15 protein-coding genes are annotated in these 12734 nt (G+C 43.6%); 12 read left to right on the plus strand and 3 right to left on the minus strand.

The window, feature by feature from the left end; all coding sequences use genetic code 11:
- Positions 1 to 444: 444 nt before the first annotated feature.
- Positions 445 to 1539: a Xaa-Pro peptidase family protein gene (locus tag MHI27_RS06360; protein ID WP_076284112.1), complete on the minus strand. Its 1095-nt coding sequence runs from the start codon at positions 1537 to 1539 to the stop codon at positions 445 to 447.
- Between the two features lie 292 nt (positions 1540 to 1831).
- Between MHI27_RS06360 and MHI27_RS06365 the strand changes: the two genes are divergently transcribed.
- Positions 1832 to 2716, plus strand: coding sequence for an SDR family oxidoreductase (locus MHI27_RS06365; RefSeq protein ID WP_283910637.1), 885 nt, complete (start codon positions 1832 to 1834; stop codon positions 2714 to 2716).
- Positions 2700 to 3203 (plus strand): GNAT family N-acetyltransferase, encoded by a 504-nt coding sequence (locus tag MHI27_RS06370; protein WP_076284114.1) that lies wholly within the window; start codon positions 2700 to 2702, stop codon positions 3201 to 3203. The genes MHI27_RS06365 and MHI27_RS06370 overlap by 17 nt, the downstream gene beginning before the upstream one ends.
- Positions 3204 to 3221: 18 nt before the next feature.
- On the opposite strand, the gene MHI27_RS06375 is transcribed toward MHI27_RS06370, so the two are convergent.
- Entirely contained in the window at positions 3222 to 3566 is a 345-nt protein-coding gene (locus MHI27_RS06375; protein ID WP_042185654.1) for a helix-turn-helix domain-containing protein, read from the minus strand.
- A gap of 109 nt (positions 3567 to 3675) precedes the next feature.
- On the opposite strand from MHI27_RS06375, the gene MHI27_RS06380 reads away from it, so the two are divergent.
- The 10 genes from MHI27_RS06380 to MHI27_RS06425 all read left to right on the plus strand — a co-directional run bounded on the left by MHI27_RS06380 (position 3676) and on the right by MHI27_RS06425 (position 11741).
- Positions 3676 to 3918, plus strand: coding sequence for a YqkE family protein (locus tag MHI27_RS06380; RefSeq protein ID WP_143759304.1), 243 nt, complete (start codon positions 3676 to 3678; stop codon positions 3916 to 3918).
- A 232-nt stretch (positions 3919 to 4150) separates the two neighbouring features.
- Complete coding sequence (locus MHI27_RS06385) at positions 4151 to 5098, plus strand: ABC transporter permease (RefSeq protein WP_042125010.1); 948 nt, start codon at positions 4151 to 4153, stop codon at positions 5096 to 5098.
- 2 nt (positions 5099 to 5100) lie between these two features.
- Positions 5101 to 6045, plus strand: coding sequence for an iron chelate uptake ABC transporter family permease subunit (locus MHI27_RS06390; protein WP_405175854.1), 945 nt, complete (start codon positions 5101 to 5103; stop codon positions 6043 to 6045).
- Positions 6039 to 6794, plus strand: a complete 756-nt coding sequence (locus MHI27_RS06395; RefSeq protein ID WP_042185659.1) for an ABC transporter ATP-binding protein — start codon at positions 6039 to 6041, stop codon at positions 6792 to 6794. The genes MHI27_RS06390 and MHI27_RS06395 overlap by 7 nt, the downstream gene beginning before the upstream one ends.
- 122 nt (positions 6795 to 6916) lie before the next feature.
- Positions 6917 to 7909 (plus strand): siderophore ABC transporter substrate-binding protein, encoded by a 993-nt coding sequence (locus MHI27_RS06400; RefSeq protein WP_269321807.1) that lies wholly within the window; start codon positions 6917 to 6919, stop codon positions 7907 to 7909.
- Positions 7910 to 8106: 197 nt separating this feature from the next.
- Positions 8107 to 8610: a sigma-70 family RNA polymerase sigma factor gene (locus MHI27_RS06405; protein ID WP_042185661.1), complete on the plus strand. Its 504-nt coding sequence runs from the start codon at positions 8107 to 8109 to the stop codon at positions 8608 to 8610.
- Entirely contained in the window at positions 8603 to 9796 is a 1194-nt protein-coding gene (locus MHI27_RS06410) for an anti-sigma factor (protein ID WP_405175855.1), read from the plus strand. Before MHI27_RS06405 ends, MHI27_RS06410 begins: the two co-directional genes overlap by 8 nt.
- 126 nt (positions 9797 to 9922) lie before the next feature.
- On the plus strand, positions 9923 to 10429 hold the full coding sequence (locus MHI27_RS06415) for a metallophosphoesterase (RefSeq protein ID WP_042185664.1): 507 nt from the start codon (positions 9923 to 9925) through the stop codon (positions 10427 to 10429).
- 100 nt (positions 10430 to 10529) lie between these two features.
- Positions 10530 to 10994 carry a GNAT family N-acetyltransferase gene (locus MHI27_RS06420; protein WP_405175856.1) on the plus strand — a complete coding sequence of 155 codons (465 nt, stop codon included), beginning with the start codon at positions 10530 to 10532 and terminating at the stop codon, positions 10992 to 10994.
- 36 nt (positions 10995 to 11030) lie between these two features.
- Positions 11031 to 11741, plus strand: a complete 711-nt coding sequence (locus MHI27_RS06425) for an HAD family hydrolase (RefSeq protein WP_405175857.1) — start codon at positions 11031 to 11033, stop codon at positions 11739 to 11741.
- A gap of 72 nt (positions 11742 to 11813) precedes the next feature.
- Here the strand turns inward: MHI27_RS06425 and MHI27_RS06430 are convergent, their stop codons facing one another.
- On the minus strand, positions 11814 to 12665 hold the full coding sequence (locus tag MHI27_RS06430; RefSeq protein WP_405175858.1) for an RCC1 domain-containing protein: 852 nt from the start codon (positions 12663 to 12665) through the stop codon (positions 11814 to 11816).
- Positions 12666 to 12734: the final 69 nt, after the last annotated feature.

Raw genomic sequence — 12734 nt, forward strand, 5'->3', positions numbered from 1 at the left:
CAAAAAACACGCTAAATCAACAGCTCCAGTCTGATACTTTATTTTCACTGAACAGCTCGTTTCTATTCAAGCGCTAATATAGTATAAATTAATGGAGGAATCAAAAAATGTGCCTATTAATAACCAAAAAACGGAGGCGAAGTCATGAGTGAGATTGCTAAAACATCAAAACCACCTTATATGCAGTGATTTTTACATCTGAACGAACTGATGGAGATAACCAATATGCGGAAATGGCAGATGAAATGTTGAAACTCACTTATAAAACAAGAATTTGCAAGGTTGAAAGGGATTATGGATTTGAAAAGGTCTGAACAAGTCGAGTATGGTGCGGGAAAAAGAGAAAGCCCATCACAGTAAGTTGAAAGTGATTCTTTTCCAACTTATTAGGGATGGGCTATCTTTGATTCTAATATTTTTCGGATACTCTTGATATTTTCTTTTCTACAAATGAAGAATAGTCAGTTCCTTAGGGAAGCTTGTTAAGGTTTCCGCACCTTCAGCTGTAATAATCAGATCATCTTCGATACGCACGCCCGCTAGTCCAGGTACATAAATCCCTGGCTCAACGGTGAACACATTGCCGATCTCGATAATGTCATCGTTCTGTCCATGGAGTGATGGATATTCATGAACATCCATACCGAGTCCGTGTCCGACACGGTGCAAGAAATATTCTCCGAATCCGGCTTCCTCAATCACATCACGCGCAGCTTTGTCGACAGAACCGAAAGGAGCTCCAGGATTGGAAGCAGCGATCCCAGCTTCGTTGGCAGCCAGCACGGTGTTATAGATCGTGATTAGCTTGTCGTCCACGGATTCAATAGCAAAGGTACGTGTAATATCAGAAGCATAACCATCAGCATACACCCCAATATCAAACATAAGGAAGTCGCCTGGCTGAATGACCCGGTTGCCTGGAACACCGTGAGGCAGAGCAGTTTTCGGACCAGAAAGCACCATAGTGTCGAAGGAAGGGCCGGAAGCGCCAACCTTTTTCATTAGATATTCCAGTTCCGCTACTAAATCGTTTTCTGTAACGCCTGTTTTCACATGGGTAAGCACGCGGCGCAAAGCTTCCTCAACTAGCTCAGCGGCATGTTTCATGCGTTTAACTTCATCTGGGGTCTTTTTGGAGCGCATGCTGCGCAGCAATGGACCTATATCACTAAAACGTTCTGCTGGAACGGCTGCGGTTAGATGCTCAAAACGGGCTACTGAGAAATGTTCCTTCTCTATACCAAGAGTACCTAGCTTACTGCTGCCGAAACAATCTTTAAGCAGGTTATAGGGATTATCGGTATCATTATGAGTTATGATTTTGGTGACCGAAGAAGCTGCTTGAGCCGCTTCTGCATCCAGTGCGGGTAGAATGAGCATTGGCTCTTCTCCGCGTATCAACAGCAGACCGAGAAAACGTTCATGCGGATCGCTGGCGAATCCGGTTAAATAGTAGACATGTTTGGGATCTGTTACGAGCAGGGCATCAAGGCCTTCGCCCGCCATTTGCTGCTCTAGGCTTGTCAGAGCATTATTCATAGTTGGTGTTCCCCTTTCAACTTCACGATTAGAACTGCAATATTCCTATTATAGATCAAAAATAGACTAGACGCACGAGACGGACTACATCTATCGTTGGCTAATCATAACATGCCTATTCGCAAGCTTTCCGTAAAGAAGGATGCATATTTGATCACCTATACTTTTAAAACCTGACAAGAAGCTTTTCTTGAGCCTACTAGTTGGTGTAACATAATCTTAAATATACTTCTCGTAAGGTTAGGCGGAAGCTTATTGGGGTACGGTTGTTGAGAGAGGAGTGATTCTTGGGATGAGAGGTAAAATTGCACTTGTAACTGGAGCAAATTCTGGTATGGGGCTAGCGACGACAGTTGAACTGGCTCGCAAGGGAGCCAAAGTAATTATGGTATGCCGTAATCGCCAGCGTGGAGAGGAAGCACTGGCTGCCGCCAAGCAAAAGAGCCACTCCGAGGATATCGAGCTGATGTTGTGTGATCTGGCCTCGCTGGAGAGCATTCGCAGTTTTGCGGAGGAATTCACCCGGAAATATCCGATTCTAGATATACTCATCAATAACGCTGGGGTAGTCACGATTAAGCGTCAGCTTACGAAGGACGGCTTTGAGATGGATCTTGGCGTGAACCATTTGGGTCATTTTTTGCTAACAAATCTGTTACTGGAGCCTTTAAAAGCAGCAGAGCAAGGCCGTATCGTTGTGGTTGCTTCCGGTGCTTACAAAATAGGTGCACTTCACTATGAAGATCCAACTCTCGCACGCCGTTTCAATCCCGCAAAAGCCTATGCTCGATCCAAGTTAGCCAATATACTGTTCACGAAAGAGTTGGCAGCACGCCTGCAAGGGACAAGAGTAACGGTGAATTGCGTGCATCCAGGAGCAGTGGGCACTAATATAGGTGTTAACCGGGAGACAGGCTTTGGCAAGTCGATCCTTAAGCTGCTGTCATACTTCTTTTTAACTCCTGAACAAGGAGCCGATACAGCGATCTATTTGGCTACAGAATCGGATTTGCAAGAGGTAACCGGTCAATATTATTATCGACGAAAGAATCAGGAGCTGACTCCCAGAGCACAGAATAAACAAGAGGCGCAGCGGCTGTGGCAATGGAGCCAGGAGCAGGTCGGCCTGAGTGAATTAACACATTTGGAGGAATCAAGGGATGAATTGGGAGAATAGCAGGATTGAAGATGCAAAACCTACAGACTTAACAGCTATTGTGGAGATTTATAACTCAACGATTGCTGGACGGATGGTAACTGCGGATCTGGAACCTATTACTGTTGCAGACAGAGAAAAATGGTTCAATGAGCATAACAGCCACCATCGTCCTTTATGGGTACTCAGGCAGGGAGATGAGATTGCGGCATGGTTCAGCTTTCAATCCTTCTATGGTCGTCCAGCGTATAATGCAACAGCAGAAATTAGTGTATACGTGAGTGAAAAGTTCCGTGGTGGTGGAGCCGGTAGAATTCTTTTGAAAGAGGCCATTGAGAAAGCACCTAGTCTCGGCATTAAGAATCTAGTTGGTTTTGTGTTCGGACATAATGATCCAAGCCTTGGTTTGCTAGAAAAATTCGGTTTTAAGCAGTGGGGATTACTACCCGGTGTAGCTGAATTGGATGGTATAGAACGTGATTTAGTGATTGTTGGACTTAAAATCTAACTGCCACAATTGAAACGCTTACATTTTGAGTGTTGAGCTTACGCTATTTGTGTCACAATCAATCCATATTTTTGACCAACGCTGCAAATCCCGGATAACTGTCTCCAGGGCAAGTCCTTTATCCGTTAAGGAATATTGGATTCGCACAGGTGTCTCAGGGAATACTTCTCGAAGGACAATCCCTTCCAGTTCCAGCTCTTTAAGTCGTTCGGAGAGCAATCTTCCGCTGATGGGCAAGGCTGCTTCAATCACATTGAAACGTTGCGGTCCTTGGAGGAGCTGGTAGATAATTAAACCTGTCCAACGCCTGCCGATAATATCCATACTTTTTTGTAGCTGGGGACATAAATCAGTGGACTTCATATGGCTCACCTCTTAGTGAACATTATAAACGAAAAGACCAATAATTTAAACAAATTCCAATTTAATTCATAACTAGAAGGGATGATTGACAGTGGCTAAAAAAAAGAAAATGCCTACCACTCCGCGTCCTGCTGCGACCGATGGACCAGCTACGCTAAAAGACCTGTTGAGCAGTGATGTTCTTGGAAAGCTGAAGGCGCAATCTGATGCGTTGAAAGCGGAAGAGAATGACCGCAAGGAAGCTGCTCGTAAAGCGGTTGAAGATCAGCGAAAAGCTGAGCAAAAGCGGCTTGAAAATGATTTTGCACATCTGTTGGAGAACAGTAATCAGGATTGGCACAAGTATAAATAACTGCTATAGCTAGCGGAAATAGATCATGTGATAAAGAGATGCCTATTAGGGTGTCTCTTTTTTAATGTTATTTATAAAAATCAATTGTTTTAAATTTTACTATACGAAAGGGTTGACCCTCAAAGTGGGCTTAGGTATAATCGAACATAGTGCAAATGAAAATCATTATCAATACCGATCATATCATCTATTTCTCAAACTATTTAACTATTAAACAGATAAGGAACAACTCATGAAACTAAAATATTTGTCCCTACTTCTAATAGTATTCTCATTTATATCTTTGTTTATAGGCGTAAAAGACATTTCACCTTTGGATCTTTTTTCGCTTACAGAATCTCAGATGCAGACTCTGCTAGTCAGCCGGATTCCACGCTTAGCTGCACTGATTATAGCTGGTGTAAGCATGAGTATTGCCGGATTAATTATGCAGCAATTATCACGAAATAAATTCGTTTCTCCCACTACGGCGGGCACGATGGATTCCGCGAAATTCGGTATTCTCGTGTCCCTGATGCTGTTCACAGGGGCGACACCGATGCAGAAGCTGCTCGTTGCTTTTGTTTTTGCCCTACTGGGAACATTTATATTTATGAGAATCTTAGATCGGATCAAGTTCAAGGATAGTATTTTTATCCCCCTGGTCGGACTCATGTTCGGGAACATTGTAGGCTCGATTACTACATTTTTTGCTTACAAAAATGATTTGGTTCAGAATATCTCGTCTTGGATGCTTGGCGATTTCTCAACGATTATTAAGGGTCAATACGAATTAATCTATATCAGTATCCCACTTGTCATTCTTGCGTATGTTTTCGCCAATAAGTTCACCGTTGCCGGTATGGGGGAGGATTTCTCCGTCAATCTCGGTATGAACTACAAAGCGGTAGTGAACGTAGGATTGGTGATTGTAGCGTTAATCTCTTCTGTTGTTATTTTAACCGTAGGTACGATTCCATTCCTGGGTCTTGTTGTACCTAACATAGTAACGCTATACATAGGCGACAACTTGAAAAAAAATCTGGCGCATACTGCCATTCTCGGTGCGGTGTTCCTCCTGTTCTGTGATATTCTGGGCAGGCTCATTATATATCCATACGAAATATCCATCAGTCTCACGGTAGGCGTCATCGGAAGTGGTCTATTTATCTACTTGCTGATGAGAAGAAAGGCGAATTAGTGATGAAGACGAAACTAACTATATTATCCTTAAGCGCTGTTGCTCTCATCGTCTTGTTTATGACCTATCATGTTATGGGAAATTGGGATTATGTTCTACCCAGTCGGGGGAGAAAGCTGGCGGCCATTTTAATTACCGGAGCGGTGATAGCTGTCTCTACCGTAGTTTTTCAGAGCATTACGAACAATCGGATTTTGACACCTAGTATTCTGGGGCTAGACTCTTTGTACATGTTGATCCAGACGTTCGGTGTATACGCCCTAGGCTCATCCAATATGACGTTTATGAATAAAAATGTGAATTTCTTGTTCTCAGCTTGCACCATGGTTCTGTTCTCAGGTGTGCTGTATAAGCTAATGTTCCGCAGAGAGGGTCAAAACATATACTTCCTGCTGCTCGTAGGACTTATTATGGGGACGATGTTCCAGAGTGCATCTTCTTTTATGGAAGTGCTCATTGATCCGAATGAATTCCTGATTCTACAAGGAAAAATGTTCGCCAGCTTCAACAACGTCAGCAGTGATCTACTGATATTGTCTACAGTTGTTCTAGCGCTAACTACGCTGTATTTCATGCGATTTGTGAAGTATTTAGATGTTATTTCTTTAGGAAAAGATGAAGCCATTAACTTAGGGATCAATTATGACTATGTAGTCAAAAGATTGTTAGTAATTGTATCCATCTACGTTTCAATATCAACGGCTTTAGTGGGGCCGATTACTTTCTTGGGTTTACTAGTAGCCAATGTGGGGCATCAGTTGTTCCGTACGTATAAGCATTCCTATCTGATTCCCGGCACGATTTTGCTAAGTATTATTGCGCTTGTCGGGGGACAGTTTCTAGTTGAACGTGTGTTTGGATTCACTACTACGGTTAGTGTAATCATTAATTTTGCAGGTGGCGTCTACTTTGTCTATCTGCTGTTAAAGGAGAATAAGTCGTGGTAGAAGTTAAGCATGTAAGCAAGCGTTATGGCGGAGTAACCGTTGTAGATGATGTGTCTTTAACCATTAAAAAGGGTGCAATCACCTCGTTTATCGGCCCTAACGGAGCTGGTAAAAGCACGTTGCTCTCCATGATCAGTAGACTTATCTCTAAAGACGCAGGGGAAGTACTGATTGAAGGGAAGGAAATTGGCAGCTGTAAGAGTAATGAGCTTGCTCGTAAAATATCGGTACTAAAGCAGTCCAATCATATCAGCGTACGCCTTACCGTAAAGGAACTTGTTTCTTTCGGAAGGTTCCCTTATTCACAGGGAAAGCTCACACCTGAGGATCGAGCGTTCGTTGACGAAGCGATTGCTTACATGGACCTTCAAGAGATGCAGGATAAATATATTGATCAGCTTAGCGGTGGACAACGTCAGAGAGCATATATTGCGATGGTTATGGCTCAGGATACCGAGTATATTTTACTCGATGAACCACTCAACAACCTGGATATGAAGCATTCTGTACAAATTATGAAGGTGTTACGCCGATTGGTAGAAGAGAAGGGCAAGACGATTGTGCTCGTCATTCATGATATTAATTTCGCTTCTTGTTACTCTGACTACATTGTAGCGCTCAAGAATGGGCGGGTAGCTTCATCGGGTACGGTGGATGAAATTATTGATACAGCAGTGCTTAGGGATGTATATGACATGGATATCCCTATAGAAACAATAGGTGGTCGTAAAATTGGTGTCTATTTTTAAACAAGACGCCGCTTATATTCGGAAATTATTATGACGTAACGCTAGAAGTGATAGGCGCCAGCTTCTTGACGTATACGCGAATAATTCAAATAGCTTGACTATAAATTATAGGGGTGAATATTTTGAAGAAGAACGTATCTTTACTAATCATGACAGTGTTTCTTGCCGTAATCTTGGCGGCCTGTGGCTCCAATAATGCAGCAACTTCAAATAATAATACAGCAGCGGCAGGCAATACAGAGGCTACTACTGCACCGAATACAGAATCCAAAGAGCTTACTATTAAGCATGAACTTGGAGAAATTACGATTAAGACTAATCCGCAGAAAGTGGTTGTATTTGACTTCGGTACACTCGATACTTTGGATAAACTGGGCGTAGAGGTGACTGGAGTGCCTCAAAGCAATGTACCCTCTTATCTCTCTAAATATAGCGATGCCAAATATGAGAATGTCGGTGGTTTGAAAGAGCCTGACTTCGAAAAAATAAATAGTCTTTCTCCTGATCTGATCATCATTTCCGGCAGACAGCAAGATTCTTATGATGAATTCAGCAAAATTGCACCTACATTGTACGTTGCTGTAGATAATGCGAATTATATGGAATCCTTCACGAAAAATGTGAAGACGCTGGGCCAAATTTTTGGCAAGGAAGCTGAAGTAGAAGCTGAGCTTGCGACTATTACTGACTCCGTTAAAGCTCTGAATGAGAAAGCTAAAGCCGATGGTAAAAAATCTCTTATCATTCTTGCCAATGAAGGAAAAATCAGTGCTTATGGTTCAGGTTCACGTTTTGGTATTATCCATGATGTATTCGGATTTGCACAAGCGGATGATAAAATCGAAGTATCCACTCATGGTCAAAGCGTATCTTACGAATATGTAGCCGACAAGAATCCGGATTATCTGTTCGTAGTAGATAGAGATGCGGCTGTGAAGAGTGATGGCAGCAAATCCGGTTCAGCGAAGGATGCAGTTGAGAACGATCTCGTGAAGAACACAAATGCTTTTAAAAACGGTAAAATCATTTACCTTGATCCTAACTACTGGTACTTATCCGGTGGCGGTTTAATCTCTGTTAGTGAAATGCTCAAAGAAGTTGAGGTTGTTCTGTAAGCAGAGTAACCTGGGGAATTGAATGATCAATGAATATTCAGATAATTATTAACAAGCCTGTTGGCAGGAGTTAACCTCCTTGTCAGCGGGCTTTTTTTCGCATTCTTCCATAAAAATACTGGTATATTCATACTAGTTGCTAAATTTAGCTGTAACTTTTTATGCGAGTATACGTGGTTAGGTTAAGGGGGGAGTGCATGAAGCGAAATTCACTGGATGAAATATATCAGATGTATGTGATGGATATTTACCGCTATTTGCGCTCCCTTTGTGGTGATCATCACGCGGCCGAAGATTTAATGCAGGAGACCTTTTACCGTGCTTATTTATATTTGGAGGATTGTAAAGACGAGAAGATTAAGCCGTGGTTGTTCCGTGTCGCGTACAATGCCTTCGTAGATTATAAGCGGAAGGAAGGACGCAGTACTGTTCAGAGTGAGGATTTTTTTAAACAGCTCGCCCATCCAGATACCACGGAAAGCACGCTGCTTCGGCAGGAACGTTGGGAAGAAATGAGGATTGCGATAGGTGAGCTACCGGACAATCAGAGGCATGCACTGCTGCTACATGATTTTCATGGTCTTAGTTATCTGGAGGCATCGGACATTATGAATGTGGGTCTGTCCCAATATAAGATATTGATTTTTCGGGCTAGACAGAAGCTGCGTGAAGCAGAGCGGAGGAGGAATGAACATGAGTGAGGAGTTCAAGGAGAAGTTAAGAAGGTACGGCGAAGGTACCCTTGCTGACGAGGATAGGGATGTAGTAGAGCGCGAACTGGAGAAGATGGAAGCTTATCAGGCTTATCTGGATGAACTCATGGGGGAAGAAAAGCCCGCTTCAAGTGAGGATAAGAGCATAAAATACGGAAAGAGTAAAAGAGACAGATCTGGCAAGGAAAAAAAGATCATCCGCCGCGGTAAATGGAGAGCCCGTATATCGAATACTTTCACGGTAATTTCTGCGTTCTTAATTTTCATGATTATTTGCAGTATTATCAGTGCGATATTTTATGGTACTGGGGAGAGAGTAGAGAAATACCGTGATGTTGTTTCTTCCGCTATTGCTGTCTCACAGCCGAATACGATTGTACATTTGAGCAGTGGTACCGGTCCATTTTTTAGTATGAATCTGACAAGTAAGATAGAGAAACAAGTGGGAGATGAACAAATCACTGTCGGAGATTATTCAATAAAGCTTCTATTTGGCTGGGCTAGGCTCTACAACTATTCCTGGACGAATGAGAGTAGAAGTGTTGGTTATTACTTTGTATATCCACAGGGGAAGAAGGATGCGGCAAATAGTATGGATGATAGCAGTGAGTGGGAGAGATTAGAGAAGCTCCCTGAGGGGACGGTAGCGGAAGCATACTTGTCTTTTGACAAATTATTTACGACAGATGAGCTGTTGAAGAAGTTTGAGCCTAAGAATCTTCAGCCTTTGTGGTTTGCGGCAGATACCGGTCCACGGACACGACAGCCAGTAGTTAATGATCCATTAGGTTTTCCATATATGCCAATTTGGCATGCGGATGATATGAAAGTGACGCAGGAATCGAGGGAGAAGCGAGGATGGTTCGGAGGGGTGACTAGCCGTTCGAGTATTTCTCCATCTGTTGAGTCATATGGGGATGGTGAACTGCGTAATGCGAACTTCCTCAAGACGCTGCACTTGATGCAGGAGTATAAATCCATCTCCAAAAGGGTGATTCCATTCATTGATCTGGATGATTCCATTAGTTATATAGAGAAGAATGGAGTTAAGCTCTATGGAGCTGTTGTAACCGGTCCGGTGAAAGAACTGCTCAAACTGAAGGAAGAAAGATGGGTCAGCAGAATGCATGTTGGGGAAGTAAGGCTGTGGAATTGGCAGGATCGGGAGAACTAGCTGCGGAGTGGAGGAAGTCACAGAACTTGCTTCTCGCTTAAGCAAATCGTACAATTATTTGAATATTAGATTTATGAATAAGTATGATAACCAAAGTTGAGGATGATAGATTAGGAGCTGAGATTTATGAAAGTAGGAGTCGTATCTGATACACATATGTCAAGAATGGCTAAGTCTCTGCCAAAGGCGTTGATAGCAGAGTTTCAAAATGTGGATTTAATCTTGCATCTCGGTGATTGGGTGAGTATGGGAATCTATGATTTACTGTCAGAACTAGCACCGGTAGAGGGGATTGCTGGAAATAATGATGGCGATGAGATCATTGCGCGTTTCGGAGAGCGCAAGATCATTACCCTTGAAGGAATCCGGATTGGCATGGTACATGGACATACGCCACATTCCCGTAAAGGAACGGATGGGAACGCACTGCTTGCTTTTGCGAATGATGAGGTGGATTGTATTCTCTTTGGTCATTCACATCAGCCCTTGCTAAGAGAGGAGAATGGTATCCTGCTATTTAATCCAGGTTCTCCTACAGATAAGCGGCGTGAGAAATTGTATTCTTTCGGAATTTTAGATATCGAAGCGGGTAAAGTTAGTGCCCGGCATGTGTTCTACGATTCAAAGGAATAAGGCTCAATTGTCCAAATCATTCGGCGTTCTCTCCATGGTGAACGGCTCGGTAACCATTTACAATGAGGTTAAAACGGGCGAAGCCGGAAAGTGAGCACTGATGATGAATAATTATCGGATAGAACGAGTGGTTCTGGATGATTTAGAACGGCTCATCCCATTATTTGATGAGTATCGAGTATTTTATAGAGCAGCCTCAGATCGGGAAGGTGCACGCGTCTTCTTAGCCGACAGACTAAAGCTGAATGAATCTGTGATCCTTATGGTGGTTGAGGGGGAAGGCGATGAGAAACGCGCGCGGGGCTTCACACAGCTCTATCCTTCTTTTTCATCGGTTACGATGGAGCGCCTCTGGATACTGAATGATTTGTTCGTTACTGCAGAAATCCGAGGGCAAGGGCTAGGTGCTATGCTGCTGGAAAGTGCTAGAGATTATGCGGTCTCTACGAATACGAAGGGCTTATCCCTGACAACGATGACGGAGAATGTGGGGGCGCAGCGGTTATATGAAGCGCATGGCTACATTCGGGATGATGAATTTTTTACCTATAACCTTTTTTTCTAAAGCAGCTAGAGAGAAAGACGAGTAAGGGGCGTTAAAGTGGAAACAAGTCATAAGTTGGCAATCTTTTTTGACCTCGATGATACGTTGTATGATCATCTGGTACCATTTAAAGAAGCGGTACGGGAAGTGCTCAGCCCAGATGAGAGTAGTCTGGACTTTGCTGAATTATTTTATAAAGTGAGACATCATAGCGATGTGTTGTGGCCGATGTATTTGCGCGGTGAGATTCCGCTTGAAGAGACGAGGGTGCGCCGTTTGGAGCTTGCTTTTGCCGAGTATGGTTTGCAGATTGATCGTGATCAAGCCACAGCGGTTCAAGCGGCATATATTGGACGTCAATATACGATTCAGATGATTGATGGCGTGCGTGAGCATCTTGAACGATTTATTGCAGACGGTCATAAGGTAGGCATAATTACGAATGGACCGAAGGATCATCAGATGAGTAAGATTCGTGGGCTAGGCTTAGATCAGATTATTCCCGAGGACATGATCTTTATTTCTGATGCTGTAGGTCTTGCTAAACCGGACCCGGAAATATTCATACACGTAAACCAAAAGACGGGTACTATGGCGGACAATTCGCTTTATATAGGGGATACTTGGGCTAACGATGTAGTTGGAGCACTTGCGGCTGGATGGAAGGTTTGCTGGTACAATCCGAGAGGCAGACAACCGGCTACGGATCATAAGCCTAGTTATATTTTTACTAATTATAAGGAATTTGGCGAGCTTCCTCTTGTGTGAGAGAACAAGTCCTCCAAAGATATTAGTAAGCCATGCGAGAGAAATCTGCGCATGGCTTTCATTTTTTTATAACTAATTTCCAGATAGTTGGATGCCGCACCACCCGCTTACATCGCATTGTCCATGTTCGTTGTTACCCACAGCAACCACCGTACCGTCCGATTTAAGACCGATGGTATGAGTGCAACCTGCCGCAACTGCCACCATATCGCGCCAGCCACTTATATTGCATTCGCCGTGCTTATTCCAACCCACAGCAACCACTGTACCGTCTGATTTAAGACCGATGGTATGATGACTACCTGCCGATATAGCCACAATATTATGCCAGCCGCTTACATTGCATTGGCCTTCATGATTTCGACCCGTAGCAACTACCGTACCGTCCGATTTAAGACCGACGGTATGAAGGTAACCCGCTGCTATAGCTACTATGTCATGCCAATCATTTACATTGCGTTGGCCATACCGATTATTACCCACAATTGTCACCGTGCTGTCCGTTTTAAGCCCAACGGTATGCCAATCACCCGCTGCAACTGCTACTATATCACGCCAGTCGTTTACATTGCATTGGCCTTCATTATTTCGACCCACAGCAACTACCGTGCCATCCGATTTAAGTCCGACGGTACGACGCCAACCCGCGGCTACCGCCACAATATCAGCCCAGCCGCTTACATCGCATTGGTCATACTTATTCCAACCCACAGCCGCCACCGTACCATCTGATTTAAGCCCGATGGTATGAGCATTACCGGTATGAGCATTACCCGCCGCAACGGCTATCATATCGCACCAGTCACTTACATCACATTGGCCATATTTATTATCACCTACAGCCGTCACCGTGCCGTCTGATTTAAGGAGGGCGGTATGACGATAGCCCGCCGCTATGGAAGGTAGGGGTTTCACAAGGCTCATAAATCTCGCTCCTTCTATCAAAAAAAGCTTGCTCCCTTGAAAGCCAGCTTAGGCTCAATGGGAGAAGCT

It is taken from the genome of Paenibacillus sp. FSL H8-0261, from assembly GCF_045040645.1.
Taxonomy (GTDB): Bacteria; Bacillota; Bacilli; order Paenibacillales; family Paenibacillaceae; genus Paenibacillus_AQ.

Excerpts from the sequence above, each read along its gene's own strand:
- MHI27_RS06360 (WP_076284112.1), bottom strand. The coding sequence starts at position 1,539 with ATGAATAATGCTCTGACAAGCCTAGAGCAGCAAATGGCGGGCGAAGGC.
- MHI27_RS06365 (WP_283910637.1), top strand. The coding sequence starts at position 1,832 with ATGAGAGGTAAAATTGCACTTGTAACTGGAGCAAATTCTGGTATGGGG.
- MHI27_RS06370 (WP_076284114.1), top strand. The coding sequence starts at position 2,700 with ATGAATTGGGAGAATAGCAGGATTGAAGATGCAAAACCTACAGACTTA.
- MHI27_RS06375 (WP_042185654.1), bottom strand. The coding sequence starts at position 3,566 with ATGAAGTCCACTGATTTATGTCCCCAGCTACAAAAAAGTATGGATATT.
- MHI27_RS06380 (WP_143759304.1), top strand. The coding sequence starts at position 3,676 with ATGCCTACCACTCCGCGTCCTGCTGCGACCGATGGACCAGCTACGCTA.
- MHI27_RS06385 (WP_042125010.1), top strand. The coding sequence starts at position 4,151 with ATGAAACTAAAATATTTGTCCCTACTTCTAATAGTATTCTCATTTATA.
- MHI27_RS06390 (WP_405175854.1), top strand. The coding sequence starts at position 5,101 with ATGAAGACGAAACTAACTATATTATCCTTAAGCGCTGTTGCTCTCATC.
- MHI27_RS06405 (WP_042185661.1), top strand. The coding sequence starts at position 8,107 with ATGAAGCGAAATTCACTGGATGAAATATATCAGATGTATGTGATGGAT.
- MHI27_RS06410 (WP_405175855.1), top strand. The coding sequence starts at position 8,603 with ATGAGTGAGGAGTTCAAGGAGAAGTTAAGAAGGTACGGCGAAGGTACC.
- MHI27_RS06415 (WP_042185664.1), top strand. The coding sequence starts at position 9,923 with ATGAAAGTAGGAGTCGTATCTGATACACATATGTCAAGAATGGCTAAG.
- MHI27_RS06420 (WP_405175856.1), top strand. The coding sequence starts at position 10,530 with ATGATGAATAATTATCGGATAGAACGAGTGGTTCTGGATGATTTAGAA.
- MHI27_RS06430 (WP_405175858.1), bottom strand. The coding sequence starts at position 12,665 with ATGAGCCTTGTGAAACCCCTACCTTCCATAGCGGCGGGCTATCGTCAT.